Here is a 26,678-nt window from a genome sequence, read left to right on the forward strand (position 1 = left end):
AGTGGTTATGGGCAATCACCATGACAGCATCGCGCTGGACTGGGTTCGGGGCGAAATACAGGAAACGCTGACACAGGGTCAGCAGGCACTCGAGGCGTTCGTCGACAATCGTGACGATACCGCGCGCCTGCGCTTTTGTCTGAACTATCTTCATCAGGTTCACGGCACCCTGCAAATGGTGGAACTCTACGGTGCAGCTCTGCTGACCGAGGAGATGGAAAAACTCACCCAGGCAGTTTTGAACGAAGCTGTTGGCAGTGTTGATGACGCTGTCGAAGTTCTGATGCAGGCGATTCTTCAGTTGCCTCAGTACCTGGAACATCTTGGCACCAGCAAGGATGATTTTCCGCTGGTCCTGTTGCCGTTACTCAATGACTTACGCGCCGCTCGCGGCGAATCACTGCTGTCAGATACTTCGCTGTTCAAGCCGGATCTGAGCACTGCCCGCATTACGCCGGTCGCCAATGCCTCGCAACGACTGCAGGACCCTAAAGTACTCGGGCACATTCGCAAGCTCCGGCAGATGTATCAGTTCGCCCTCGCCGGCATCGTCAGGGAAACCGATCTTGATGCCCATTACGATTATCTCCACAAAGTCATTCAGCGCCTGACCAAGCTCTGCCAGCAGACCCCGCGGGAGGAATTATGGCGGGCCGCCGGGGGATTTGTTGACTCTATCCAGAGCGGTCATAATCCGGTCAACGCCGCAGTCAAATCGATTCTTCGAAGTCTCGACACTGAACTTCGTCGTCTGATTGACGAACATGTGGATATTCTGCAACAGCCTGTTCCAGAAGCCCTGTTTAAACACCTGCTTTACTACGTCGCACGGGCGCAGGATCTCGATACTGCTTATGTCCGTCAGTTGGTTGAACAATACAAACTCGACCAGGCGCTGCCGTCGGATCAGGCTATTGATGAGGTCCGCGACCGGGTCTCAGGGCCGGGCCGTGATGCAATCCATTCCGTGGTTATTGCGCTCAACGAAGAACTCGCCAAGTTGAAAGACCAGCTCGACCTCTTTGTACGCGCGGAATTCCGTCAGAATCAGGAGCTGGAAGAACTGCTGCCGGGCCTGCAACAGGTTGCCAATACTCTGGCGGTGCTGGGTTTGGGCATACCTCGCCGCGTTGCGATGGAACAGATAGAGTTGTTGGAGCGTCTCGTCAATCAGGATGAACCGGCAGACGATGGCATCCTGATGGATATTGCCGGGGCGTTGTTGTACATCGAAGCCACCCTGGCCGGCCTTGAAGAAGACGGGCACTCCGCCAATAGCGTTGAAGAAAGCGGCATTGAACTCGGCACCCGTGAGTTGAGCGAGGCCAACAGTGCGCTACTCAGGGAGTCACGCAATTCCCTCGAGCAAGTCAAAACCGCAGTTGTCAATTACATCGCTTCCCAGTGGGATGACCGCGAGATTGCGGAAGTTCCCGGCTTACTCCATAGCATTCGCGGAGGCCTTCGTCTGATTCCGCTTCATCGTGTGGCGGACATGCTCGAGTCTTCCGAGCGCTATGTCACCGCTGTACTGGTGGACAGCAAACGCATCCCTGATTGGCAACAACTCGACACCCTGGCCGACACCATCACCAGCATTGAGTATTACCTGGAACGTCTGGCTGAGGGTATTGAAGACAACGAGGCGATACTCAAGATCGCAGAAGACAGCCTCGAAACCCTGGGCTTTCCGGTCGGCGCCGAGCCCACCTGGGACCGAGACGCTAACGAAGCGATCCAGCCTTCTGATGCCAGTGTTCCGGAACACAAAAGCTCCGACACCGAACTGCTGGATGACGAGATCCTCGAGATCTTTATTGAGGAAGCTGAAGAAGTTCTGGCCACCATCAACACGTTCATTCCTCGCCTGCGCCAGAATCATGAGGACCGGGAAGCACTGACCGAAGTACGTCGGGCCTACCACACCCTTAAAGGCAGTGGCAGGCTGGTCGGCGCTACCAGCATCGGTGAGCTTGCCTGGGCGGTGGAAGATCTGTTCAACCGGGTAATCGATCAGAGCATCAAACTGACGGATGAGCTGTTTGATCTTGTCACCAGCGTTAACGAACGTATTCCGGCATTGATCGAAGACTTCCGTAAAGGTAAGTCTGACGGCGCGGTCAGCGAACTGATTGCTCAAGCCGAACTGATTGGAACGACCCGTAAAACCAGCGCCGATACGCCGTCCGCATCCGACAGTCCTGAGCAAACCGAATCCGAAAATGAGCCCAGCGCGGAAGCTGAGAGCTCCAAAGCTGCCAGGCAGACAACACCCGCTTACGAGCACGATGATCTGATCGACGATGAGATTCTCGAGATCTTCATCGAAGAAGCAGGTGAAGTGCTTGATACAATTCGTGAAAATCTCCCGATGTTGCTGCACCAGTACGATGACCGCAGCGCCCTCGCCGAAGTGCGCAGAGCCTTCCATACCCTAAAGGGCAGTGGTCGGATGGTTGGGGCACAGGTTATCGGGGCGCTATCCTGGTCGGTTGAGAATATGCTCAACCGCCTCATTGATGGCAGTGTTTTCATGAATGAGGACATAGCCCAGCTACTTGAGAACGTGACTGATGTATTACCCGCTCTGGTGTCAGATTTTGAACATCATCGGGCTCCGTCGAACGATACAAGTGAGCTTGAGGCCAGAGCGAATGCCCTGGCCAACGGTGAGATACCAGACACTCGCGCGATGCCGGGTGCCCATAATGAGGCTGGTGCAGAACACGAAGACGGTGGCGCAGTCACAGACGATACCGATCACCTGGTCGATCCGGTACTGATCGATATTTTTGCGAGCGAGACAGAAACCCACCTGCAAACCTTGCAGGACTTCCTTGAGGAATCCGGGGACAAGTCATCCGTGGCTTATACGGATAACCTCTCCCGTGCTCTGCACACCCTCAAGGGCAGCGCCCATACGGCAGGCATCCAGCCTATTGCGATGGTTATCACACCGCTTGAGAAGTTCGTCAAGGAGGCGCGGGGCGAAAATGCCCGGGCTGACCGTGACGTGCTGGCGCTGATTGCCGATGCGAATGAGTTCATTATCCGGAGCCTTGCGCAGATTCGACACACCCCCCAAAATCCTCTCCCTGGCACTGATGCTTATCTGGCCAAGATGGAGGCAATTGCAGGGCGTGCACTCGGACACCGGAACGCAGGTGACGAAAACGAAGATTCGAATCAGACCGATCCGCAATTGATACAACTGTTCCTCAACGAAGGGCTCGACATCCTGCTGGATGCCGACACCATTCTTGACGAATGGGCGATGCACCCGGATCAGACCGACGGGCTCGCAAAACTGAGCTATGAGTTGCAGGAACTGACCGAAGGTTCTCGCAACGCCGGATTGTCTGACGTTGCCAGCCTGACGGATATTCTGCATCAGACATACCTCAGTGTTCAGTCGGCGGAAGTTCCCCCGGACAACGGGTTCTTCCTGACTGCAAAGGCTGGCCACGAAAATCTTATAAATATGATGGACCAGGTCGCTGCCGGACTGGCAACGCGCCCGGACTACGCCCTGATCAGTGAACTGGAAGCCCTGCGTGATAGTGCAGGTCAAACCCCTCCTGACGCGTTCACAGAAGAATTCAGCGAGTATCTTGAGGCCATCGATCTGAGCTTTGATACCGAGCTCGGCCTTCCAGACCAAGTTGAACCAGCACCACTGCCGACACAGAACAACGAGGCCGACGATAATAGCGACCAGGAACTGGCCGACATTTTCCTCGAAGAAGCGGAAGACCTGATTGAAAGTACCGCCGACACCTTGCAGAACTGGAGCGAAAAGCCAGAGAGTACCGAGCTGTTAAGGCTGCTACAGCGCGACCTCCATACCCTCAAGGGCGGTGCCAATCTGGCGGATATTCAACCGATGGGCGATCTCGCTCACGAGATGGAAGCCCTGTTTGAAGGCCTCACCGAACACCGTTTGGCCGTCACCGATGAGTTATCTGGCCTGCTATTTCGCAGCCATGACCGTCTGAGCAGTATGGTGGACTCGCTGAGATTGCGTGAAGCTGCCCGTCCGGCACCGGATTTGATCAGCGACCTGCGGGGCTATATCGAAAACGTTGCAGCCTCCAGACCGGTAACGGATGTCAGTGCGCCAGACTCAGACAGTCACGAGATACCCCTACCTGGCGTTGAGGGTGATGCCGGTTTTGATCCGGAACTGGCCGAGATCTTTCTGGAAGAAGCCGGCGAAATTATCGATACCACCGCAGAACAACTGCACCAATGGGCGGCCAACCCCGATCAGCCCGGACTGGTCAAGGAGCTCCAACGGGAGCTTCATACCCTGAAAGGCGGCGCCCGGATGGCCGATATCCCGCCCGTGGCAGATATTGCCCATGAGATGGAAACGCTGTTCGAGTACATCGTTGAGGGTCGTATCGAGGCCACACCTGCGCGGGTAGAACTTGCCCTGCGAGCCCACGATCAGCTTGCCGTTCTGGTGGAAGCCATTGCGGACGGAAACCCCTGCCCGGCCACACCGGAACTGGTTGAAGAGTTGAGAGCAGCGACTACCGATCACGGCCCTGCTGAGAATAACGTAAAGAGTGGTCAGGAGAGTGACCTTGAGAGTTACCTGGGGAGTTATCTAGAGAGTTATCCCGAAAACGACGGCGAGAATACCGCTAACATACCCCTTGCCGAGCACACTGCCGATTTATCGCATCTTGATCCGGAACTGACAGGCATCTTCCTGGAAGAAGCCTATGACCTGATCAACTCTACCGGCAGTGCCCTGCACACCTGGAGTGAAGAACCCGACAACCGGTCCATTGCAGCCGAATTACAGCGCGACGTACACACCCTCAAAGGCGGTGCACGCATGGCTGGCGTCGCCGCCATCGGCGACCTCACCCACGTTCTTGAAGACCTGTTTGAAAAAGTCGCTGAAGGCCGAATGGAAGCTTCCCCGGCAATGAATGACCTGCTGTTTGCCTGCCACGACCGACTGGCGCAAATGGTTGATCAGGTTGCCACCAGCAAACCTTGCCCCCCGGCAGAGGAACTGGTGGCCGAAGTGGAAGCCATTCTCGCGGGCAAAATCCCGACCAATCGAAACCACCGCGAGGCTCAGGAAGTATCGGTCACTGAAGCGGATATTCCCCCTGCAGGCGCACTGCCGGAAGATGATAACGACCTGACCGGCATCTTCCTTGATGAAGGCCTGGAGATTCACGAAGCCATCACCGAGTGCCTCGCCCAATGGCGGGAAGATCCGGAAGAGCTGACCGGCATCACCCAGTTGCAACAGGAGCTACATACCCTGAAAGGTGGCGCCCGGCTGGCGGACATCGACCCAGTCGCTGATTTGGCCGCTGCCTGGATTGACTCCCTCGAACCGCTGCTCGAAGGGACCGGCAACCAGAAAGCCATACTGGCCCTGAGCGACCGGGCCAATAACAAACTACGGACCATGCTGGCCTCCCTTGAAGACGGCGATCTACCGGCTCACGACCACGCCCTGGTCAGTATGTTACGGGCCGCTGAAGCTCCTGACGGAGTCACACGTGAAATCACCCACGACAGTCATCAGGGGCCGGAAGAGGTTGACAGCGAAGTCCTCGAGATTTTCCTTGAGGAAGCTGGCGAGATCATGGATCAGTTGGAGCACCTGCTGGCGGACTGGCATAAAGAACCCGCCAACAACCACTTCAACCAGGAAGCCCAACGCGCCCTGCACACCTTGAAAGGGGGCGCCCGCCTGTCTCAATTGCCCGAGTTGGGAGATCAGGCTCACGCCATGGAAACGCGGCTAACAGAACTGGAAGGCACTGCCCCCGGCGAAGCCGTCTGGCAAGCCATCACCAATGATCATGACGAACTGCTGAAGCTGGTTGCCGATGTTCGTCGTCGATACGATGAGGCCAATGCAGGATCGGACGCACCGATGCCAGCCCAAGTGCCAGCACCCGTTCCGACACCGACCACCGAGCAAAAAGTTCAGGCTCCCGAGCCCAAACCCGCCAGGCTTCATCCGAAGGCAAAGGCCCGACAGGCCGATGCCACCCGGACTGCGCAGGAAACCATCCGGGTTTCCGCACCCTTGCTGGATGAACTGGTTAACCTGGCAGGCGAAACCAGTATTACCCGGGGTCGGCTTGAGCAGCAGAATAGTGATTTCAGCCATACCCTGGATGAAATGGCGGCCACCATAGAGCGTTTGCGTGAACAGTTACGCCGGATGGATATCGAGACCGAAACCCAGATCCTGTTCCGGGCGGAGAAAGAGCACGGCCCTGATTACGGCGACGATTTCGATCCGTTGGAAATGGACCGTTATTCCTCTATCCAGCAGCTCTCAAGGGCACTGAGCGAGTCTTCCTCGGACCTTACCGACCTGCGGGAAACCATGGCCGACCGGGTCCGGGACACGGAGACCCTGCTGGTTCAGCAATCACGGATCAACACGGAACTTCAAGAGGGCTTGATGAAGACCCGTATGATTCCGTTCGCCTCCATGGTTCCGCGTCTGCGCCGGATTGTTCGGCAGATCAGCGGCGAACTCGGCAAGAAAGTCGAATTTGACGTTCGCAATGCCGAAGGCGAAATGGACCGCAACATCCTGGAACGCATGATCGCGCCACTGGAACACATGCTCCGGAACGCCCTCGACCATGGCATCGAAAAACCTGCCGATCGCATCAAGTCCGGTAAAGCCGAAACGGGTGAGGTCACCCTCTCCCTGGCGCGTGAAGGCGGCGAAGTGGTCTTGCGCATGGTAGATGATGGTGCGGGTATCCCGACCCATGTTATTCGTGAAAAAGCCATTCGCCAGGGCATGCTGCGCAAGGACGAAGAGCTGAGTGATCGCGAGATCCTGCAATTCATCCTGCAGCCAGGCTTCTCCACCGCCCAGGCGGTCACACAGATTTCCGGCCGTGGCGTGGGTATGGATGTCGTCGCCAGTGAGATCAAGCAACTGGGCGGCAGCCTTGACATCCTGTCGGCGGTCGGTCAAGGCACAACCTTTACTGTCAGGTTGCCTTTCACTGTCTCGGTCAACCGGGCATTGATGGTCTCCACCGGAGAAGACTTCTACGCCATCCCGCTGAACACCATCGAAGGTATTGTTCGGGTCAGCACCTACGAGCTTGAAGAATACTACAAGCCTGATGCGCCCATGTACGAATATGCTGGTCAGGAATATCGCCTGCAATATCTGGGTGGCCTGCTGCACAGTGACCATCACCCCAAACTCCAGGGCCAGGCTCTGCCGTTGCCGGTCATTCTGGTACGCGGCGCCGAACAGCCGATGGCGCTGCAGGTGGACAACCTGATGGGCAGCCGGGAGATTGTCGTAAAATCTCTCGGGCCTCAGTTTTCCTCCGTGCGTGGCGTATCCGGTGCCACCATCCTGGGTGATGGTAATGTGGTCGTCATCCTCGATCTGCCAGCCATGATTCGCTCCGACATCCTTACCGAACGTCAGCGCCTTTCTGAACAACTGGGTTCCCAGGAACTCCAGCGCCGGGAAGAAAGGCCAACCGTAGTCATGGTGGTGGACGACTCGGTCACCGTCCGTAAGGTAACCTCACGTCTGCTGGAACGTAATGGCATGGAAGTTGTGACAGCCAAAGACGGTCTGGATGCGGTGGCCCAGCTTCAGGATCACAAACCGGATATCATTTTGCTGGATATCGAAATGCCCCGGATGGACGGCTTCGAAGTGGCCAGTTTTGTCCGCCATGATGATGCCCTGAGCGATACGCCCATTTGTATGATCACCTCGCGGACCGGCCAGAAGCACCGTGATCGCGCGCTCGCGATCGGTGTTAACGAATATCTGGGCAAGCCGTTCCAGGAAACCGAATTGCTCGAGACCATTCAGCGACTAACCGGTAACCGGTGATGATCGCGCCAGCAGGGAGGCCAGTGGTCGGGATTGTCTCGGACATTGTCCTGCAGCGCCATCGCCTGCAAGAGGCTAGCGGCAAATTCGGACTGACTGCTGGCTTCTCCGGCCATCCGGATCGGCTTCTGGACTACGCGACCTTGCCCGGGGTTCAACTTTGGCTGGTGGCGCTGGAAGATGAAGCTGACCATCCGGCCCTGTTTGATCACCTGCTTGAAAATACCAAGGCACCCATATTATTCGGGGTCGACCCGGCACCCAAGCCAGGAAGCACGGAATACTTCCGCTGGGAACGGCGGTTATTGAACAAACTGGAACAGCAGCTGGGTTCACTGGAAGAGCTTGACTCCGGTGCCAGCCTTGAGGAGCTCGCCGCTGAAGCCTTGCCGTCAGCTTCCCCGGAGTTGCCGCACTGGATTACACCTGCGGTGCCCGGTCGGCCAGCCGAAGAGGTCTGGATTCTGGGTGCTTCGCTCGGGGGCCCCGCGGCAGTCAAGGCGTTTCTCGATAGTCTGCCCGCCGGTCTGCCGGTGGGTTTTATTTACGCGCAGCACATTGATGGCAACTTTACCGATGTGCTGACCCGGGTTCTGGGCCGCCATGCCCATTACCACCTGACAACGGCAAAGCCGGGGGTACAAGTCGGTAATGGCGACGTCATCCTGCTGCCGGTGGAGCATGAATGGACACTGGATGAAGACGGTAGACTGGTCGAAAAAGCCGCGCCCTGGCCAGGGCCTTATGGCCCGTCGATCGACCAGGTACTGCTCAACGTAGCGAATCACTACGGCGGCCGATGCCATGCGATTGTGTTCTCCGGTATGGGCAATGATGGTGCCATCGCAGCGCCGCTATTAAGGGCTTACGGCAGTAAAATATGGGTCCAGGACAGTGCCAGTTGTGGTAACAGTTCGATGCCCGATTCGGTCGCCGATACCGGCTGTTCAAGCTTTACCGGCACGCCAGTACAACTAGCCCGTGAACTCGTAAAAACGATTGCAGAATCCTGCCTGCTGAAGGGCAAGCAACAACGGGATTCGGCCTGAGGAACTGAATGATGAATAACGAAAGCCAGATCCTGCCTTGTGTCATGATTCCGATGACTGACCGGCAACTGCTGCTGCCCAACGTGTCTATCGCTGAGGTGGTTGATTTTGCGGGTGCCGAGCCGGTCGACAACGCTCCCGGCTGGCTCCTGGGACAGTTGAACTGGCGCGGTCTGCAGTTACCGGTCATTTCATATGACGCCGCCAATGGCGGCACAGCGGTAACCCCGGACGGGAATCGGGGACGCATCGCGGTGATCAATACCATCGGCAAACATCATGATCAGTTACCGTTCCTGGCCATGGTCACGCAGGGCATTCCCAGCCAGGCCCGGTTAGCAGAGGATCAGGTCCGCCCCCTGGAAGAGGAACCGGGGCCTGCCGATCTCATGGTGGTGGATGTGGACGGACATACCGCGTACATACCCAATCTTGAGTTTCTCGAATCCCTGGCCATTGGCGCTGCCAACGTCTGAACAACAGACCCGATGACGACTGGCTGAACGAGATGTTATAATGTTTCAAATCTTGTTGAGCCAGAAGCCGTTATGTCTGCCAATGCCCTGCCTTATCGCCCCCACAATCACTCCGCCTGTGTCCATCAGGCGCTGTCCGAAGCCCGCACGGTATGCGCGTCCCGTCAGGCCCGGCTAACCCCCATCCGCGAGCGGGTGCTGGAACTGATCTGGCAATCCCATAAACCCCTGGGGGCTTACGATTTACTCGCGGTGCTGGCAGAAGACGGTCATAACGCTGCACCACCCACCGTCTATCGTGCCCTGGATTTCCTGCAGCAGAATGGCCTTGTGCATCGTATTGCATCCTTGAACGCGTTCACGGGATGTACCCACGCAGGCGAAAACCATACCTGTCTGTTTCTTATTTGCCGCGCCTGCCGTAACGTTCTGGAGCTCACCGCCCCCGATGTCACCCGCGCCCTGAGCGACGTCAGCGCCGCAGAGGCTTTTACGCCCGAAGAAACCACCATCGAAGTCGCTGGCCTGTGCCCGAGCTGTAAGGAAAGCGACGATCATGACTGAGTCTCTGGTTACCCTGGATGCCGTCACCGTCTCATTCAACGGTCTTCCGGTGGTCGACCGGGTAAGCCTGTCGGTCCGCCGGGGCGATATTGTGACGGTCATTGGTCCAAACGGGGCGGGCAAGACCACCCTGATCAAGGCGATCACCGGTATACAGCGCCTGACGTCAGGCAGCATCTGGCGTAAACCCGGCCTCACCATTGGGTATGTCCCCCAGCATCTGCACCTGCAACCGACCTTGCCGCTAACGATTCAACGTTTCATGTCGTTGACTGGAGAATCTGACGCTGCCTGCCGCCAGGCTCTGTCAGAAACCGGTATCGAACATTTATTCACCGCCTCGATACACCGTCTCTCCGGAGGCGAGATGCAGCGCATGTTGATTGCTCGGGCACTGGTCCGGAAACCCGAACTGCTGGTGCTCGATGAACCTGCGCAGGGGGTGGACATCAATGGTCAGGCTTCCCTTTATGACCTCATTCGCAGCCTGCGGGACACCTTGCAGTGCGGCGTAATCATGATTTCCCACGATCTGCACCTGGTAATGGCGGCCACTGACAAAGTCATCTGCCTGAACCAGCACATTTGCTGCAGCGGCTATCCGGAAGACATTTCCCACGATCCGGCTTTCATCGAGGTCTTTGGCCGCCCCGTGGCAGAGAGCCTGGCGATCTACCACCATCATCACAATCATAGCCATGATCTTCACGGTGATGTGGTCGGCGCGGACACGGAGGCCGATGATCACCGTGAGCATAGCGGCGAATGCCCGGCGGGAGAGCACCCTAATCATGCCGCTCATTGATCTGATTCTGGGTGATTTTTTCTGGCGCGCATTGATCGGCGGCCTGGGCGTGGCGCTGGTGGCGGGGCCACTCGGCTGCTTCGTGGTCTGGCGCAGGATGGCCTACTTTGGCGACACCCTGGCGCACTCAGCGTTACTCGGTGTGGCGCTCGGATTCCTGCTTCAGACCTCAGTAAACCTGGCTATAGCTCTCACCTGCGTAGGGTTGGCAATAGTGTTGGTGCTGTTGGGGCGCAGTCGGGCGCTGGCGACCGACACCCTGCTGGGCATTCTTGCCCACAGCACCCTGGCGATCGGCCTGGTGGCACTGAGTTTCATGCCGGACGTGCGGGTCGACCTGACAGGCTACCTGTTCGGAGATCTGCTCGCCATGAGCCGCAGCGACCTGGTCTGGATCTACGGCGGTGCGGCCGTGGTTCTGGCGCTGTTGATCTGGCTCTGGCGGGGTCTGCTAATGAGTACCATCCATGAGGAACTGGCCCGCGTAGAAGGCGTGCCGGTGGAGCGACTCCGGCTGGTCTTGATGCTGATGTTCTCACTGGTCATTGCGGTTGCAATGAAGATTGTCGGCGTCCTGCTGATTACCGCGCTGTTGATCATTCCCGCAGCCACCGCACGTCGCATGGCCCGGGGACCGGAGCACATGGTATTGCTGGCGGTCATCATTGGCATGATAGCGGTGTCTGGCGGCTTGACCTTATCCTGGCATTTCAACAGCCCCGCCGGACCCTCGGTGGTGGTGACGGCGTTTCTGATGTTTGTGCTGGCCTATAGCCTGATCCGCCAGCAACAACAGTAGCTAACGTTCAGGTATACTGCGCGAAACAGTCCCTGAGTCCGTTTTATGTCGCGAGTCAGCAACGGGGAATCCACCCGTCAGAAAATTCTGTTAACCGCACTCGATCTCTACTCCCAAAAAGGATTGGAAGGTGTTTCCCTGCGCACGATCAGCGCAGAGTCCGGCACTCGCAATTCAGCCGCTGCCCACTACCATTTCGGCAACCGGTTGGGCGTTATAGAGGGTGTTCTGTCTATGGTGACTGATCATCTCCGGCCGCAGTTTGAAGCCGGTATTGCCACGCTCGAACAGTGCCCCGAACCAACACTTCGAAACGTGGTGAAGGCCCTCGCAGTGCCCTATTTGTCGTTACTGTCAAGCCGCTATCCCTGGGGACCGTCGGCGCTGCGTTTCATGGCGCACCTCCATGCAGACAATACACCCGAGATCATTCGCCTGCTTAACCGGCATTTCCGGGTTGAAATTGAACGCATCGAGGGCCAATTGCATCGCGTGTTGCCCGACGTTGCCCGCAATACTTTGCGAGTCCGCCTGGCGTTCACATTCGTCAGCCTTATCCACGGTGCTGCTGAAATCGACTTACTGGCAAATACGCCATTTGGCAATATTCGGCCGGATGATGCGACCCTCTTTGATCACTTCGTCGATTTCGTTGAAGGCGGCCTGTCGTTTCGCTCAGCTATTTAATAGATATCACTTTTCTCTCAAAAAGGTCATGCTAGACTCCAATCACGTCTGTTAATGCTTCACGACATGCACCCGGACCGGCAGGAGAACCCAGTGAACAAGTGGACCACCCCGGGCATGAGCGCCAGCAATCCGACACTGGCGGTTCTTGGTTTCAGACGACAGATTTTTTACCACCTCCATTTCTGGGCGTTTATTGCCGTAGCACCCCTGGTATTGGTTCAGTGGAGCCAGGGTCATGTTTTGCTGGCCACGCTACTGGTGTTGTTCTGCCTCAATGCGATCCTGGTGGTGGTATTTCTGCGCTGGCGCCAGACCTATCTGTTCAAAGGCCGTCTCTTTGCGATTCTGGCTGCTGTTTGCGCCGTTTATTCCACCGCCATCAACGGCTACGCCGGGCTTTACTGGTCGTATCCGGCCATTGCCGCTATCTTCTTTCTACTTTCCCTGCGCGAAGCCAGTGTCAGCAACGTAGTGTTTATTGCCGCCATGGCGGGGGTGAGCTATGCCAGATTCGATGAGGCTGACTTTTGGCGGATCGTTTTTTCACTTTCTCTCACTGGCATTTTCGTAATGGTGTTCGCCTGGCTGGTCGGACGATTACAGGCGGAACTGACGCGATTAGCCACCACTGACCCTCTGACCGGCTGTCTGAACCGTTCCCAACTGGCCGATATTCTCAACAGTAAGATTCAAACACGTGAAAGATACGAGCGCGTATCCAGCCTGATTCTTATTGATCTGGACCATTTCAAGAAGGTCAACGACCGCTGGGGCCACGTCGCGGGTGATCGGGTTTTACGGGAAGCAGCGATTCGACTCAAGCGCCGGCTAAGGGATAGCGACCAATTGTTTCGCATCGGCGGGGAGGAGTTCATGGTCGTGCTTCCGGAAACCCGCCAGAAAGATGCCGAATCCCTGGCTTATCAGTTACTGACCACCATCAGCGCTGGTCCGTTCCAGGAGGATATCCAGGTCACCGCCAGTGCCGGTGTGACCGAAGTCATCAAAGGGGAGACCTGGTCGACATGGTTGAACCGGGCCGATCAGGCACTTTATACCGCCAAGGCCCGAGGCCGAAACCGGCTGGTGACGGTTCGCGGCACTCTGGACGAGGTTCCGTCCACCTACGACGAATTGGCTGGAGCCTCCTGAATCAAATTGAATGGACTTTGCGAAAATCCCTGTAAGCTCGGAAAACATCGCCCGGGCATTCGAAGTGGGGATAGTGCCCCACACCTCTGAGGCTGACCACGTCCGCAGAAGCTATCAGCTCCCGGTAGCGCATTGCCATGGCTACCCCCGAGACCGGGTCAGCAGTGCCGGAAATCAGTCTCTTTGGCTGCCGGGCGGTTTGCAAAGCACCGACCCAACGATTCCTGTGACAACGCCGCTCTTCCATATAACGGATCAAACGGTGCAGAATGCCGCGGCCATTGTTGTAGGTGAGCAGGTACCAGAACTGGTCCAATTCCTCCCCGGTTGGCTGCCGGTCAGGAGCAAATAAGCGGGAAAAATTGCGATCAAAGGTTGCACGACCGAGGCCGCGGCTGACCAGCCCGCCCAACGGACTGCAGAGGAGTTTCTGGATCAGTAAGGGGCGGTGTACTTCCGGGAAAAGTGCGCCGTTGAGTACGCACACGCTCTCGATGGAAAACCGCAGCGAACCTTCCTGTTCGCGGGCCAGCAACTCCTGCGCAACGCTACAGCCGTAGTCATGGGCCAGCAGGTGCACGCGCTTGAGTCTTAAACCTTCGATCCAGCCCTGCTGCAGGTCTGCCTGGTCGTCGATGCTGTAATTATAGTTGAGGGGTTTGTCGGAGAATCCGAACCCGAGCATGTCAATCACCATCACCCGATAATGGCGGACCAATAGCGGCCATAGCCGGTTCCAGTCCCAACTCGCGGTAGGAAACCCGTGCAGCAGAACCAGCGGCTCCCCCTCACCGGCCATACGGCTGAAAATAGCGTGATCGTCATAGCTGAACCACTTACCCTCCTGCTGCCATTGCGACATGGAAGAGGATAAGCCCGCGCCAGCGCTGTCAGCCCCGTGAGGTATAACCTGCTGCATCGGTGATCCTTGCAGTAACGTGATATAAGAAACTGTAAATCAAACCGGTGCGGTAAACCAGAACGTGGTTATCGGTTAATACGACCTGCGTCACGGCCCTGGCGTTTGGTCTTTCTGCGCCACTGATTTGCATCACAATCGTAGTGCAATGACCCGTTTTGCCTTAATCTTGACAGCTGAACCAACACACAACCGATATATAGCGGAATGCGATATGACTGATCAACTCCCCGACCTCACCAGCCATTACCGGGAGATCATTTCCGGGCTTGGTGAAGACCTCGGCCGCGAGGGCTTGCAAGACACTCCCAAAAGAGCCGCTAAAGCTATGCAGTTCCTGACCAAGGGCTATAAACAGGACCTTGGTGAACTGGTCAATGGCGCCATCTTCGAATCCGCCATGGATGAAATGGTCGTCGTCCAGGATATTGAACTCTACAGTCTCTGCGAGCACCACTTGTTGCCATTCATAGGCAAATGCCATATCGCCTACATTCCCAGCGGCCGGGTGCTGGGGCTCTCCAAATTTGCCCGTATTGTGGATATGTATGCCCGCCGCCTGCAGATTCAGGAGAACCTGACCCGGCAGATTGCAGAAGGCATTGAGAATGTTACCGGCGCCAAGGGTGTTGCGGTGGTGATCGAGGCCCAGCACATGTGCATGATGATGCGCGGTGTCGAGAAGCAGAATTCCCTGATGAAAACCTCCGTGATGCTGGGTTCCTTTCGCCAGTATCAGGCGACCCGTTCTGAATTCCTGAACCTCATTCAGAGACGTTAGGAGACGCCATGGCAACCCCCTCATTCAGCCGCCTGGAAATCGACAGGCCCCACGCGTTACGCTATGCCGAGTCGGTGTCTGTAAGTCTCGAAGCGCACCGGGCTCTCATTACATAATTCCCGGAGCACATACCCTATGTCCGAAAGCCATCCCGAAGCGCTGCGTCACATTCTCACGACGGTCCGTACTATCGCTCTGGTCGGCGCCAGCGAGAAAAGCCACAGGGCCAGCTACGAAGTCATGGCCTATCTGCAAGGCCGGGGTTATCGGGTTATCCCGGTAAACCCGCGCCTTGCCAGTCGGAAGCTGTTGGGTGAAACGGTTTATCCTTCTCTGCAAGCCATACCCGAGCCGGTGGACATGGCGGACTTTTTTATCGCCTCGGAGCGCGTTGGACCGCTGATGGCAACCGCTACCGAGCTGGCTATTCCGGTACTCTGGCTGCAAATCGGCGTAATCGATGAAGAGGCGGCGAAAGAAGCAGAACACGCGGGTCTCACAGTGGTCATGAACCGCTGCCCGAAGCAGGAAATCCCTCGTCTTGGTATACCCCTGGTGACCCCGGCCGCAAGCTGAAGCGCATCTCTAACCCAAGATAATTTGACAACATTTTACGTTTTCTCCAGGTAAGTGTCTGATATGGCCAGACGCAGTTTCCGGACTTTCTGCCATACTGATATGACATTACAACCAGACTGGCAGAGCCATGTGGTTCCGACGTAAAACCAGCGCATCACTATCCAAGTTTCGAAACCCTGCAGCGTCCGGTTATTATCGACCTGGCCGACGACCCTGTGAATGGCAATGGGGAGCTATATACCATTCGCCAAGCCCTTCCGGATGGCGCATTCGGTGTTTCGCTTTACGGTCGGGTAGATCAGGTTGTCACCACTGCACATGCGCAGGAACATGAATTCTGACGCCTCCTCCCGCTAACCAGTGCATTCTGTTTGTTCCAAACCGGAGCCTTTTGTGCCAAAACGAAAACCAGTATCAGGTGTTATGAACTCAGTGCTGCTGAGCCCGATAATGCCTGTTGTTATTTTCGTGACCTTCCTGGCGATTGCCAGTGGCCTCAAATTCGGCATTGAGCAACAGGATGTAGCCCAGATCAATCAGAATCTCTGGTCCGAGGCTCGCGGGCTGGCCCTTGAGCTCGAAAAAGACTTCGGTGCCCACGTCACCGCCTTGAGCCGCATGGCAGAACGTCGAAAAATTGACCCGGACATGCCGGAACAGGCGTGGCAGGAAGATGCCCGCAATTACCTCAAAGATTTTGGCACTTACCAGGCGATTGAGTGGATCGATTCCAACTACATCATCCGCTGGCTCGAACCGATGGAAGGCAACGAGGAAGTCATCGGCTACAACGTGGCCTTCTCGGAAGTGCGCCGACAGCAACTTGAACGGGCCGCACTAACCGGCCAGCTCGACATCTCTGGGGTGATCGAGCTCAAACAGGGGGCACCGGGCTGGTAATCTACGCACCCGTTAACGAGGGTGAGCAAAATAATGGCTACATCGCAGGCGTTTTTCGCATGGAAGGTCTGATCGAAGCCCTGCAAACGCCCCGCATCAAAACCAATTTCACTCTTGAGATTATTGAAAATAACAAGGCGGCCTATCGCATCGATTCAAACGAGCCGCCAAACCGGGCGTTCTCCCAGAATGCCAAAGTGGACCTGCCATCTACGGACTGGTTATTGCAGCTCTCCCCGACCCCGAGCTGGATAGAGCGCCACCGTAGCGACTGGCCTTGGGTAACATTCTCCACGCTGTTGCTTGTGGGCATGCTGGTTAGCATGTCCACTCTGCTGGTCCAGCTTATTCTGAAACGCAATCGGGCCCTATTAAGAACACGCAACGAGCTGCAGCAGGAAATCGATCAACGCGAAATGGCCCAGCAGAACCTGGCCCGCCTGGAATCCACTGACGCCCTCACCGGCCTGGCTAACCGGCGCTTCTTTATGGAAGACCTGGTCCACACCCTGACCATGGCGGATCGCCAGCTCCGACAGGTGGGGCTGGTCATGATCGATCTCGACCGGTTCCAGACCCTCAATGACTCCCTTGGCCACCAGTTCGGCGACGAATTGCTGATCAAGGTTGCCGAACGCCTTAACTCGCTGAGCGATGAACGCATCCTGGTCGCCTACTCAGGCGGAGATGAATTCATGTTTTGTCAGCAACAGGTAGAAGAAATTGACGACGTCATCAACCTGTTGGGCCAGATCAAACAGGCATTCAGCGAACCGTTTGATGTGCAGGGCCAACCCCACAACATTACCGCCACCATGGGGGTTTCCGTCTATCCGCAAAGCGGCCTCGACGCCGATATTCTCCTCCGCAACGCCGATATTGCTCTTCACCGTGCCAAAGAAAGCGGGCGCAATACCTACCAGTTCTATACCGAGGGCATGCAGGACCGGGAAGTCATGCGTCTGGAGCTGGACAAGGATCTTAATCAGGCGCTGGTCGACAATCAGTTCGTGCTGTACTTCCAGCCTCAGCTTGACCTCGCAACCATGCAGGTGGGTAGCGTCGAAGCACTGATTCGGTGGCAACATCCGGTTCGGGGTTTATTGCCCCCGGTGGACTTCATCCCTCTGGCCGAAGAAAGCGGGCGCATCACTGACATCGGACGCTGGGTGTTGCAGGCCACCTGCCGACAGTTGGCCGAGTGGGCAGACGGGCCCTTGGCTCATTTGAGAGTCGCCGTTAACCTGTCAGGTCGCGAACTGGAGGACGATCATCTGGTTGATCATATCCAACATGCGTTGGCCTCTCATGGCGTGTCGGCGGGGCAACTGGAGGTAGAGTTAACGGAAGAGATCTTCATCGACAACCTCGAACGTAACCTGAGCCAGCTCACTCGGCTCAACAAGCTCGGGGTGCACCTGTCGATTGATGACTTCGGCGTTGGCTATTCCTCTCTCGGATACCTTAGGGACTTCCCCGTCGATCTGCTGAAGATTGACCGGTCGTTTATTACCCGTGTCACTGAGCGTCACGATGATGCAGTGATCACCCGCGCAGTCATCAACCTTGCTCATAACCTGGGCATTCAAGTCGCCGCCGAGGGCGTCGAAACCGAAGCTCAACTGAACTTCCTCCGCAGCCATCGCTGTGATCTGGCCCAGGGCTACCTGATCAGCCGCCCCATCCCGGCCGATGAGCTTATGGTTCTGTTAAAACGGAACATCAGTTTTGAAAGCGTAACCAGCACGCCTTGAAATTGCACAGCGCAGAGCCCACCTTTCACCTAGGTTTCCCAGCAACGGCATCCATCCATGAGCTCTGACTATTTGAACCGGGAACAGGACCACCAGCTGAGACGCTGGGAAACCTGGAATCGTAATTATTTTATCTTCGCGTTTTTTGCTCTTATCGGCGTACTCGTCTTCAGCAGTCAGCTCGGGCTTTCCAGTGACGAAAGCTGGGGCCCCCTGGGCCTAATTATCGCCGGTCTGGTGGCGCCGATCGTGGTATTACAGCGACGACTCGCTTGCCCCGCCTGCGGCCAACGGATTGGCTGGCAAGCCAAACTGCTGGCGCCGGACCAATGCCGCCATTGCAAAGTGTTCCTCCGGGCAAAAGAATAACCTCAAGCTATTGACCTGTGAGTGACTCACAGGTTTTAAACTCTCATAATGATTACTCAATCCCAGAGGTTGACCATTATGAGAGTCAGTGAACTTGCCAGAACCGCCGGGGTTAACCCCGATACCGTCCGGTTTTATACTCGCGAAGGGCTGCTCCAGCCTGGCCGCAACCCGGCAAATAACTATCAAGAGTACTCGCCCGACGACCTGCAAAAGCTGCGTTTCGCCCGTAAGGCACGCCAACTGGGTTTCTCACTGCCGGAGATAAAATCCATCCTGAATCAGGCCGACGACCATCACTCGCCCTGCCCAATGGTGCGACGGGTATTCGAGCACCGGCTGGAAGAAGTGGAAACCCAGTTGCAAGAACTCAACAGTCTCCGTGACCGTATGAAGAGCGCACTCAGTGCCTGGCAAGCCATGCCGGATGGCACTCCGGACGGCCACACCATCTGTCGCCTGATTGAGCATTGGGATGACCCAACCAAAGGCATCAAGGAGTAATCAGCGATGACGGCGCGACCCATGCAAACGCCAACGACTCAGGAACACAACTCTGACGATCAGATTCACCTTGCCGTCAGTGGTGCCTCATGCGCCTCCTGCGTGCGGACAATAGAACAGGCCATGCTCTCCGTCGAGGGCGTCAGCTCAGCCCATATGAACCTGGCGGACAGAGTCGCCACGGCCGGTGGCCAGGCGGACCCGAAAGCCCTTGCCCAGGCAGTCTCCAGTGCTGGCTACAGTGCCCAGGTTATCGAGAACCCGGACACCGCTCAGGATGACAAGGAACAGGAAGACAAGGCCCAATACCGCACCCTGCTGATCAAAATGGGAGTCAGCCTCGGTTTGGGCGTGGCCCTGATGGTCTGGGGCATGGGTTTCGGCAGCATGATGGTGTCGCCTGCCAATCAGATCACCTGGCTGGCGTTGGGCGGATTAACGTTGGTGGTGATGATCTTCACCGGCGGGCATTTTTTCTCCGGCGCCTGGAAAGCCTTCCTGCATCACAACGCCAACATGGATACCCTGATTGCCCTGGGTACCGGCACCGCCTGGCTTTATTCCATCGTGGTTGCCAGCATCCCCGAAGCGCTGCCGGAAATGGCGCGGCATGTTTATTTCGAGGCTTCAGCCATGATTATCGGCTTGATCAATCTGGGACAGGCACTGGAGCTGCGAGCCAAAGGCAAGACCTCGGAAGCGGTCAAACGCCTGTTGGATTTGCGCGCCAAGACCGCCCGGGTTATTCGGGATGGAGAAGAGCGAGACCTGCCCGTCGAACAGGTGCGGCGGGATGATCACATTCGCGTTCGTCCAGGAGAGAAATTACCCGTGGACGGTGTCATAACGGAAGGGCAAACCCGCATTGATGAAAGCATGCTGACCGGTGAACCCATGCCGGTCAGCAAGAAGACCGGCGATGAGGTCTCGGCAGGCACACTGAACACCCACGGTTCGATCATTTACCGGGCCACCCGGGTCGGCAGTGAGACTGCCCTGGCGCAGATTATTCGGCTGGTCAAGAAAGCCCAGGGCTCAAAGCCGGAAATCGGCCGGCTGGCAGACCGTATTTCCTCGGTGTTTGTGCCCAGCGTAATGCTGATAGCTGTTGTTACCGCCCTGATCTGGTACAACGTCGGGCCAGCGCCAGAAGTCGTCCATATGATGGTGGCGGCGACCACCGTGCTGATCATCGCCTGCCCCTGCGCGCTGGGTCTCGCCACCCCGATGTCGGTGATGGTGGGCGTGGGCAAGGCGGCCGAATATGGCGCACTCATCCGCCAGGGCGATGCGCTGCAAACGGCGGGTAAGCTTGACCTGGTTATCCTGGATAAAACCGGCACCATAACCGAGGGCCATCCGGGTGTTACTCATGTTCACGCCTCTGATGGTGACCAACAGCGATTGCTGTCCCTTGCCGCAGGCCTGGAGCAGCATTCTGAACACCCTCTGGCCGAAGCCATTGTTATTAGAGCCCAGGAGGAGAATGCTGTACCGGAGACGATCGAGCAGTTTGAAGCATTCAATGGTCAGGGCGTACAGGGTACCTTCAATGGCAACACGCTTCGACTTGGAAACCGGCGCTGGCTTGAGGCCGAAGGTATTGATCTCTCCGGCCTGACGGACGAGGCCGAGACGATCGCGCGCCAGGCCGGTACGCCGTTATTTCTGGCAGAGGGTGATCGGGCGCTGGGCGTTATAGGGGTCGCCGATGCCATCAAGAGCGATTCAAAGGCGGCGATTCGAAGGCTCCACGATGCCGGTGTCCGGGTCATGATGGTCACCGGAGATGTCGAAACCACTGCTCGCGCCATCGCGGAAAAAACCGGCATCGATGATTTCCGCGCGAGCGTACTTCCGGAAGACAAAGCCCGGATTGTCGAGGAAATGCGTCAGCAAGGCTTTGTCGTCGCGATGGTCGGAGACGGCATTAACGATGCACCCGCACTGGCAGCGGCTGATGTGGGTTTTGCCATCGGCACCGGAACCGATGTCGCCATTGAAAGTGCCTCTATTACCCTGATGCGCGGTTCCTTGCATGGCGTGCCCGATGCCATTGAGATATCCCGGGCAACCATTCGTAATATCCATCAGAATTTGTTCGGGGCGTTTATCTACAACACCCTGGGCATTCCGATTGCGGCAGGGGTGCTGTACCCGGTCTGGGGCCTCCTGATGAGCCCGATTCTGGCTGGCGCAGCCATGTCGCTTTCATCCGTTACCGTCGTTACCAATGCCAATCGGCTGCGGTTTTTCAGAACCTTCCAGCCTAAAGGGGGAACCCATGACTAGTCTGCTGGTCAATCTTGGCGGCCTGATTTTGATGGCTGCTATTGTCGTCTGGTTCTGGTGGCCGGGGAAATCTGCCCCCGAAGCTGACAAGAACGGCGCCTATCAACATCATCACTGAGCAACAACATCACTGAGGTACTGCACTATGAAACTCAAAGCCTTGAGCCTAGCGCTCTCGCTGGCGTTCAGCAATCTGGCAATGGCCGCAGAAAACGACGATAAAATCACCGTCTACAAATCCCCCAGCTGCGGTTGCTGCGGTGACTGGGTCAAACATCTGGAAGATAACGACTTCGACGTCGAGGTGCACGATACCGACAATCTGAATCCGATCAAACGGGAGGCTGGACTGACTCCGGCACTGGCCAGTTGCCATACAGCCTTTATAAACGGGTACGCAATCGAGGGCCACGTCCCCGCCAGTGATATCAGGAGCCTTATCGAGCAGGCGCCCAAAGCCCGCGGTCTGACGGTTCCGGGTATGCCGGTGGGCTCACCGGGTATGGAAATGGGAGACAGCCAGGATAGCTACCAGGTGTTGCTTTACAACGAGGAAGGCCAGACCAGAGTGTTTGCTGAATACCCATAAGCGACGGAATGACTCGGGCTACTACCCCCTGATTGACGCGCTTAAACAATCAATTTCAGGTGTGTCGCCGCTGAGGGTCTGACTCGGGAGACCATAACCGGTATACTCCGGCAGATATACATTCCCATACCAGTCAGGTTCTTTTGCATGCTTAATGCCGACGCCCTCCAGCAGTTGCGCCAGCTCAAAACTGATATTGAATCCACCAAGGTTGTGTTACCAGGCACCATCAAGGCGACCAACGGACGTTTTGGTTTTGTCGCACTGGATGATGGCCGTGATCTTTTTCTGCCACCGGACGAGATGCAGAAGGTGCTGCCCGGAGACCGGGTTCATGTTATCGAGCAGACCGGTGACAATGGCAAGAGTCAGGCAGTGATTGACGAGTTACTGGAAACCCGATTGACGACATTTGTTGGCAAATACCTGATTCAGGGTAAAGGTCATTTTGTCGTGCCTGAAACTCCGGGCATCAACCGCTGGATTTTTATTGCGCCCCAGAATCGTTTGAATGCCGAGCCGGATGATTTCATTTACTGTGAAATATCCCGCCACCCTTTCAAGGACAGCAAAGGTCAGGCGGCTATCCTGCGCATTCTGGGCAAAGCTGGCCAGCCCGGCATCGAGCGAGCTTTCACCCTTGCCAGCTTTGACCTCGACGACACCTGGCCGGAAACGGTGGAGAAACAGGCTGGCGACCTGGATGAATCCACTATCCAGGCCTTGAGTGTAGATCGGCAAGATCGCACCGATCAGCCCTATGTCACCATCGACAGCCCCAACACCCAGGATATGGACGATGCTCTGCTTGCAGAACCCAATGCTACCGGTTGGAGACTTTCAGTTGCCATTGCAGATCCCACCGCCATTATTGATCAGGGCAGCGCGGCCGAACTACTCGCCCGTCAGCGCGCCACCGCCATTTACTTTCCCGGTGAGCCGCTGCCGATGCTACCGGATGCCATCAGTACCCGGTTCTGCTCGCTGATGCCCGAAGTTAACCGTCTGGCTTTGGTGTGCGATGTGCAGGTCAACAACGATGGCAGCCTTGGGGATTACCAGTTTCACCAGGCGGTGATTCATTCTAAAGGCAAGCTCAGCTATGACCTGGTCGCCAATGTCATTGAAGGCCGTGAAGATGACGAAACCCGGGCCTTACCGGCCGAGGTGCTCAACAGCCTTGACCAGTTGCACCAGGTAGCGGGAGCCCTGCGAAAGTGGCGCACAGCCCACGCCCTGCTGGGTAATGATCGGACTGAATTCCGCCTTCGCCTCGACGAAAACCGCCGCGTCCGTCAAATTGATCCGGCAGTGCAGAACGAAGCCCACCGCCTGGTTGAAGAATGCATGATTGCGGCCAACCGCAGTGTAGCGGATTTCCTCGACAAGCAGGGCCATGGCCTGTTTATCCAGCACCCCGGCCTGCGACCGGACCGGACCGACAATATTAGGGCGCTGCTGAGAGACTACGCACCTGAGCTTGCCGAGGTGGACCCTGCCGACCCCGAAGGCTTCAAAACTCTCATGCGCCAGGCCGAACAGGCCAGCAGTGAGATTCCGGTCAAGAGTATAGTGGCCCGCCAACTGGCGCGCGCAGAACTGTCGTTTACCCCGGCGCCACACCAGGGTATGGGATTGAGTGCTTACACCACCTTCACGTCACCGTTGCGTAAGTTTTCGGATTTTTACGTGCACCGGCTGCTCAAGGCGGCACTCTGGCAACACCCGCTCAAAGCCCTGGAAAGCGCAGAACTGGCACAGCTCCAGGCCACCCAGATCAGGGCAAGGCAGGCAGCGAACAGTCTTGATAACTGGCTCAAATGCGACTTTGCCAAAAAGCTGGGCGACCAGCCCATGGCCGGTGTCATCAGCCGAACTATTCCTGCTGGATTTTTCGTTCGCCTGGTGAGCAATGGGCTGGAAGGCTTCGTAAATTGCAAAACCATTTCCGGCAAATACAGTTTTGATCCGGTTACCCTGCGCCTGAACGGCAAAAGCCGGTTTTTCCAGATCGAACAACCCGTCACCGTCACCCTGGCTGGCGTCGACGATGACCGCAAACAGATCAATTTCAAATTGGTTGAAAGAGCACCTGCCGACCAAATACCGCCCGCTTGAAAAGCCAGTCTCGAGAGCGCATCGTAAGGTTCAGGAAATCAGTAAAGCCACGCCAGCAAATGGCAGGAGGGTACCTCGATGCGCCCAGACGAGTTCTTGAGAAAATACGGCTTTGACAAGGATGAAGAGGAGCGTGATCACAGCCTCCGGCATAACGCCCTTGAGCATGCCAGACACCTGAAGCGCCCCCATGCTGGCACCCCCCATGACTGGGAGGAATGGGAGCGCTATCGCCAGGAGCATCCAGAGGAAGTCGAAGACGACGACGACCAGGGTGAGAAACCTAGACCGGGTCGTTAACCTCTTTCAGCATCTGAGCTACCCGCTGGTCTTTTGCGCTCCATATTGACGATACCCAGCCGCGCACATCGCCCCGCTGTTTTTCATCCTGGCTACGAAGTTCTGCGGGAATCGGCACGGTGTCAATAACCATATAGACTTCTTCAACCCGCCCACACAGGAAGTCCCAGAAACTCGGAGCACCGCTGGGATAGACAATGGTGACATCCACCAGCGTCTCAATCGACTCTCCCATTGCATCCAACACAAAGGCAACTCCACCAGCCTTGGGTTTTAGCAGGTGCTGATAAGGCGATTTCTGGCTGGCATGTTTGGCCGGAGTATAACGGGTACCTTCGACGAAGTTCATCACGCTCACGGGCGTGGTGCGGAACTTCTCGCAGGCTTTGCGGGTGGTTGCCATATCCTTGCCGCGCATTTCCGGGTGTTTTGTCAGATATTCCTTGGAATAGCGCTTCATAAACGGAAAATCCAGCCCCCACCAGGCAATTCCGATCACCGGCACCCAGATCAGTTCTTTCTTGAGAAAAAACTTCAGGAAAGGTGCCTTGCGATTAAACACCCGCTGCATGGCGAAAATATCCACCCAGCTCTGGTGGTTACTGAGCACCAGGTACCAGCTTTCGCGCTTGAGCTTATCATCACCTTTGACGTGCCAGCGTGTGCCTTGGGTCAGCTTCATCCAGCCGGTATTACAGGCCACCCAGGATTCGGAAACCCAGATAATCAGACGTGTGCACACCAGCCGAAACCCGGTATGGGGAATGGCCAGTTTGAGCAGTGCCGGAATATAGAGCAGCAAACACCAGAACAGGGTATTCAACGCCAACAAGAAGGCGGCTATGAACCCACGAACGGGGGCAGGTAAAAAACTGAGCATGGCGAACATCCGGTTATTGTTAAAGGAATTCTCGGCCCATTATACCAACGCAAGCCGTCGGTGGGCAGCACGCACTGACCAATTCCAGCTTCAACTGACCCCGCCTGCTCCTGTTGGTTTGTGTCAGCTCGACCGAATACGAATAGCCTGGCCAAACCGAACTTGGCCTGTCGAAGCCTACTTTACCGAAGTTGATCCGGAGTTGCTGCCTTAAGCCGTGCAACCCCCTTATAATGGAGGAATGAACAAAACAGACGGCTTCACAGCTTTTAAACTGGATGCCGCAACCAACCCCTCTTACACTGCCAAGCATGAACACTATTGATGAATTCAACATTGATGTAAGGGCTTTAAACGTCTTGTTGGCGGTACTGGATACCGGCAGCGTTTCAGCGGCGGCGGTGCGCCTCGGAGTCAGCCAGTCTGCGGTCAGCCACACACTGGACCGGTTACGCCAGTCGCTGGGGGACCCGTTATTCGTCAAATCCGGACGTGGTATCACCCCCACACGATACACCCTGCAAGCAGGCCCCCACGTCCGGCAGTTGGTGGGAGAGCTGCGCTCGTTGTCAGTGGGACCGCCGTTTTCCCCCGACGAGGCCGAATTGACGTTTACCGTCGCCGCTAATGATTATCAGCGGGACCTGCTGTTACCGCCATTAATGGCAAGCCTCCGGGAAACCGCACCCGGCATCCGGTTACAAGTGATGCCCTCCGGCATCCCCAACCCCGAAATGCTGCGCAAGGACGTGTGTGATCTGGTTATCTCTCCTCACCCTCCCGCTGTGGGTGACGTTATGCAGCGAAGGCTACTCGACGACCATATGACGGTCTTTTATGACGCCGATCAGCGTGAGGCCCCGGAGAGCCTGGCGGATTATCTGCAAAGCCGCCATATTGGTATTCTGTTCGCGACCGGAGAGCGCATGGCGCTGGAGGCGTCGCTCTCAACCCAGGGCCTCAGCCGGGATGTTGCGGTCACTGTATCCAACTTCTCGGGTTTGCCCGCCTTTCTGAAAAGCACCGATTTACTTGCCACCGCCCCTTACCGGATGAAAGATCATCTGCTGAAAGGTTTCCAGCGCGCACCGTTACCATTCGAACTCAAACCCTTCACTCTGTTGATGCTGTGGCACCAGCGCAACCATGAAGACCCTGCCCATCGCTGGCTGCGACAGCAGTTAATTGACGTGGCACAAGGCCTGGAATCCTGAACCGCTACAACCCATCACTTTTTTTCATATGTCTTATGAAGTGCGGGGGCGTTATTCATCCGACCGATCGG

General features: G+C 56.5%; 22 protein-coding genes. 20 read left to right on the forward strand and 2 right to left on the reverse strand.

Annotated elements, in window-relative coordinates:
* The first annotated feature begins 7 nt into the window (after positions 1–7).
* From WEB64_RS04155 to WEB64_RS04190, 8 genes are all read left to right on the forward strand, one after another.
* Positions 8–7,873, forward strand: a complete 7,866-nt coding sequence (locus WEB64_RS04155) for an Hpt domain-containing protein (protein WP_368061620.1) — start codon at positions 8–10, stop codon at positions 7,871–7,873.
* A complete protein-coding gene (locus WEB64_RS04160; RefSeq protein WP_368061619.1) occupies positions 7,873–8,922 on the forward strand; it encodes a chemotaxis protein CheB in 1,050 nt (349 codons plus the stop codon). Before WEB64_RS04155 ends, WEB64_RS04160 begins: the two co-directional genes overlap by 1 nt.
* An 11-nt stretch (positions 8,923–8,933) precedes the next feature.
* The gene (locus WEB64_RS04165; protein WP_368061728.1) at positions 8,934–9,398 is read left to right on the forward strand and encodes a chemotaxis protein CheW; all 465 of its coding nucleotides are present in this window, start codon (positions 8,934–8,936) and stop codon (positions 9,396–9,398) included.
* A gap of 72 nt (positions 9,399–9,470) precedes the next feature.
* Positions 9,471–9,962: a Fur family transcriptional regulator gene (locus WEB64_RS04170; RefSeq protein ID WP_368061618.1), complete on the forward strand. Its 492-nt coding sequence runs from the start codon at positions 9,471–9,473 to the stop codon at positions 9,960–9,962.
* Complete coding sequence (gene znuC / locus WEB64_RS04175) at positions 9,955–10,767, forward strand: zinc ABC transporter ATP-binding protein ZnuC (protein ID WP_368061617.1); 813 nt, start codon at positions 9,955–9,957, stop codon at positions 10,765–10,767. The genes WEB64_RS04170 and znuC overlap by 8 nt, the downstream gene beginning before the upstream one ends.
* Entirely contained in the window at positions 10,754–11,566 is an 813-nt protein-coding gene (gene znuB / locus WEB64_RS04180; protein ID WP_368061727.1) for a zinc ABC transporter permease subunit ZnuB, read from the forward strand. The genes znuC and znuB overlap by 14 nt, the downstream gene beginning before the upstream one ends.
* Before the next feature lie 45 nt (positions 11,567–11,611).
* Positions 11,612–12,253: a TetR/AcrR family transcriptional regulator gene (locus WEB64_RS04185; RefSeq protein ID WP_368061616.1), complete on the forward strand. Its 642-nt coding sequence runs from the start codon at positions 11,612–11,614 to the stop codon at positions 12,251–12,253.
* A 117-nt stretch (positions 12,254–12,370) separates the two neighbouring features.
* Entirely contained in the window at positions 12,371–13,408 is a 1,038-nt protein-coding gene (locus WEB64_RS04190; protein WP_368061726.1) for a diguanylate cyclase, read from the forward strand.
* Position 13,409: 1 nt separating this feature from the next.
* Here the strand turns inward: WEB64_RS04190 and WEB64_RS04195 are convergent, their stop codons facing one another.
* Positions 13,410–14,327, reverse strand: a complete 918-nt coding sequence (locus tag WEB64_RS04195; protein WP_368061615.1) for an alpha/beta fold hydrolase — start codon at positions 14,325–14,327, stop codon at positions 13,410–13,412.
* A gap of 214 nt (positions 14,328–14,541) precedes the next feature.
* Between WEB64_RS04195 and folE the strand changes: the two genes are divergently transcribed.
* The 11 genes from folE to WEB64_RS04250 all read left to right on the forward strand — a co-directional run bounded on the left by folE (position 14,542) and on the right by WEB64_RS04250 (position 24,513).
* A complete protein-coding gene (gene folE / locus WEB64_RS04200; RefSeq protein WP_368061614.1) occupies positions 14,542–15,108 on the forward strand; it encodes a GTP cyclohydrolase I FolE in 567 nt (188 codons plus the stop codon).
* 135 nt (positions 15,109–15,243) lie between these two features.
* Positions 15,244–15,684, forward strand: coding sequence for a CoA-binding protein (locus WEB64_RS04205; RefSeq protein ID WP_368061613.1), 441 nt, complete (start codon positions 15,244–15,246; stop codon positions 15,682–15,684).
* A 396-nt stretch (positions 15,685–16,080) separates the two neighbouring features.
* Positions 16,081–16,587 (forward strand): CHASE domain-containing protein, encoded by a 507-nt coding sequence (locus WEB64_RS04210; protein WP_368061612.1) that lies wholly within the window; start codon positions 16,081–16,083, stop codon positions 16,585–16,587.
* A gap of 59 nt (positions 16,588–16,646) precedes the next feature.
* Positions 16,647–18,341, forward strand: coding sequence for a putative bifunctional diguanylate cyclase/phosphodiesterase (locus WEB64_RS04215; protein WP_368061611.1), 1,695 nt, complete (start codon positions 16,647–16,649; stop codon positions 18,339–18,341).
* A gap of 57 nt (positions 18,342–18,398) precedes the next feature.
* Positions 18,399–18,710, forward strand: a complete 312-nt coding sequence (locus WEB64_RS04220; RefSeq protein WP_368061610.1) for a hypothetical protein — start codon at positions 18,399–18,401, stop codon at positions 18,708–18,710.
* 78 nt (positions 18,711–18,788) lie between these two features.
* Positions 18,789–19,214 (forward strand): MerR family transcriptional regulator, encoded by a 426-nt coding sequence (locus WEB64_RS04225; protein WP_368061609.1) that lies wholly within the window; start codon positions 18,789–18,791, stop codon positions 19,212–19,214.
* A gap of 6 nt (positions 19,215–19,220) precedes the next feature.
* Entirely contained in the window at positions 19,221–21,506 is a 2,286-nt protein-coding gene (locus tag WEB64_RS04230; RefSeq protein WP_368061608.1) for a heavy metal translocating P-type ATPase, read from the forward strand.
* Positions 21,499–21,624 (forward strand): hypothetical protein, encoded by a 126-nt coding sequence (locus WEB64_RS04235; protein ID WP_368061607.1) that lies wholly within the window; start codon positions 21,499–21,501, stop codon positions 21,622–21,624. The genes WEB64_RS04230 and WEB64_RS04235 overlap by 8 nt, the downstream gene beginning before the upstream one ends.
* Before the next feature lie 27 nt (positions 21,625–21,651).
* Positions 21,652–22,095, forward strand: coding sequence for a DUF411 domain-containing protein (locus WEB64_RS04240; RefSeq protein ID WP_368061606.1), 444 nt, complete (start codon positions 21,652–21,654; stop codon positions 22,093–22,095).
* A gap of 147 nt (positions 22,096–22,242) precedes the next feature.
* Entirely contained in the window at positions 22,243–24,213 is a 1,971-nt protein-coding gene (locus tag WEB64_RS04245) for a ribonuclease R family protein (RefSeq protein WP_368061605.1), read from the forward strand.
* Positions 24,214–24,291: 78 nt separating this feature from the next.
* Complete coding sequence (locus WEB64_RS04250) at positions 24,292–24,513, forward strand: hypothetical protein (RefSeq protein ID WP_368061604.1); 222 nt, start codon at positions 24,292–24,294, stop codon at positions 24,511–24,513.
* Here the strand turns inward: WEB64_RS04250 and WEB64_RS04255 are convergent.
* Positions 24,497–25,393, reverse strand: coding sequence for an acyltransferase (locus WEB64_RS04255; RefSeq protein ID WP_368061603.1), 897 nt, complete (start codon positions 25,391–25,393; stop codon positions 24,497–24,499). The two genes, WEB64_RS04250 and WEB64_RS04255, sit on opposite strands and share 17 nt — an antisense overlap.
* A gap of 311 nt (positions 25,394–25,704) precedes the next feature.
* Here WEB64_RS04255 and WEB64_RS04260 point away from each other — a divergent pair, with 311 nt between their 5' ends.
* The gene (locus tag WEB64_RS04260) at positions 25,705–26,607 is read left to right on the forward strand and encodes a LysR family transcriptional regulator (RefSeq protein ID WP_368061602.1); all 903 of its coding nucleotides are present in this window, start codon (positions 25,705–25,707) and stop codon (positions 26,605–26,607) included.
* The last annotated feature ends 71 nt before the right edge of the window (positions 26,608–26,678 follow it).

The organism is Marinobacter sp. (assembly GCF_040882185.1).
In the GTDB taxonomy this organism is placed as follows: Bacteria; Pseudomonadota; Gammaproteobacteria; order Pseudomonadales; family Oleiphilaceae; genus Marinobacter.

Bases quoted from the DNA above. Each gene is read 5' to 3' on its own strand.
- WEB64_RS04155 (WP_368061620.1), top strand. From the start codon at position 8: ATGGGCAATCACCATGACAGCATCGCGCTGGACTGGGTTCGGGGCGAA.
- WEB64_RS04160 (WP_368061619.1), top strand. From the start codon at position 7,873: ATGATCGCGCCAGCAGGGAGGCCAGTGGTCGGGATTGTCTCGGACATT.
- WEB64_RS04165 (WP_368061728.1), top strand. From the start codon at position 8,934: ATGAATAACGAAAGCCAGATCCTGCCTTGTGTCATGATTCCGATGACT.
- WEB64_RS04170 (WP_368061618.1), top strand. From the start codon at position 9,471: ATGTCTGCCAATGCCCTGCCTTATCGCCCCCACAATCACTCCGCCTGT.
- znuC (WP_368061617.1), top strand. From the start codon at position 9,955: ATGACTGAGTCTCTGGTTACCCTGGATGCCGTCACCGTCTCATTCAAC.
- znuB (WP_368061727.1), top strand. From the start codon at position 10,754: ATGCCGCTCATTGATCTGATTCTGGGTGATTTTTTCTGGCGCGCATTG.
- WEB64_RS04185 (WP_368061616.1), top strand. From the start codon at position 11,612: ATGTCGCGAGTCAGCAACGGGGAATCCACCCGTCAGAAAATTCTGTTA.
- WEB64_RS04190 (WP_368061726.1), top strand. From the start codon at position 12,371: ATGAGCGCCAGCAATCCGACACTGGCGGTTCTTGGTTTCAGACGACAG.
- WEB64_RS04195 (WP_368061615.1), bottom strand. From the start codon at position 14,327: ATGCAGCAGGTTATACCTCACGGGGCTGACAGCGCTGGCGCGGGCTTA.
- folE (WP_368061614.1), top strand. From the start codon at position 14,542: ATGACTGATCAACTCCCCGACCTCACCAGCCATTACCGGGAGATCATT.
- WEB64_RS04205 (WP_368061613.1), top strand. From the start codon at position 15,244: ATGTCCGAAAGCCATCCCGAAGCGCTGCGTCACATTCTCACGACGGTC.
- WEB64_RS04215 (WP_368061611.1), top strand. From the start codon at position 16,647: ATGGAAGGTCTGATCGAAGCCCTGCAAACGCCCCGCATCAAAACCAAT.
- WEB64_RS04220 (WP_368061610.1), top strand. From the start codon at position 18,399: ATGAGCTCTGACTATTTGAACCGGGAACAGGACCACCAGCTGAGACGC.
- WEB64_RS04225 (WP_368061609.1), top strand. From the start codon at position 18,789: ATGAGAGTCAGTGAACTTGCCAGAACCGCCGGGGTTAACCCCGATACC.
- WEB64_RS04230 (WP_368061608.1), top strand. From the start codon at position 19,221: ATGACGGCGCGACCCATGCAAACGCCAACGACTCAGGAACACAACTCT.
- WEB64_RS04235 (WP_368061607.1), top strand. From the start codon at position 21,499: ATGACTAGTCTGCTGGTCAATCTTGGCGGCCTGATTTTGATGGCTGCT.
- WEB64_RS04240 (WP_368061606.1), top strand. From the start codon at position 21,652: ATGAAACTCAAAGCCTTGAGCCTAGCGCTCTCGCTGGCGTTCAGCAAT.
- WEB64_RS04245 (WP_368061605.1), top strand. From the start codon at position 22,243: ATGCTTAATGCCGACGCCCTCCAGCAGTTGCGCCAGCTCAAAACTGAT.
- WEB64_RS04250 (WP_368061604.1), top strand. From the start codon at position 24,292: ATGCGCCCAGACGAGTTCTTGAGAAAATACGGCTTTGACAAGGATGAA.
- WEB64_RS04255 (WP_368061603.1), bottom strand. From the start codon at position 25,393: ATGCTCAGTTTTTTACCTGCCCCCGTTCGTGGGTTCATAGCCGCCTTC.
- WEB64_RS04260 (WP_368061602.1), top strand. From the start codon at position 25,705: ATGAACACTATTGATGAATTCAACATTGATGTAAGGGCTTTAAACGTC.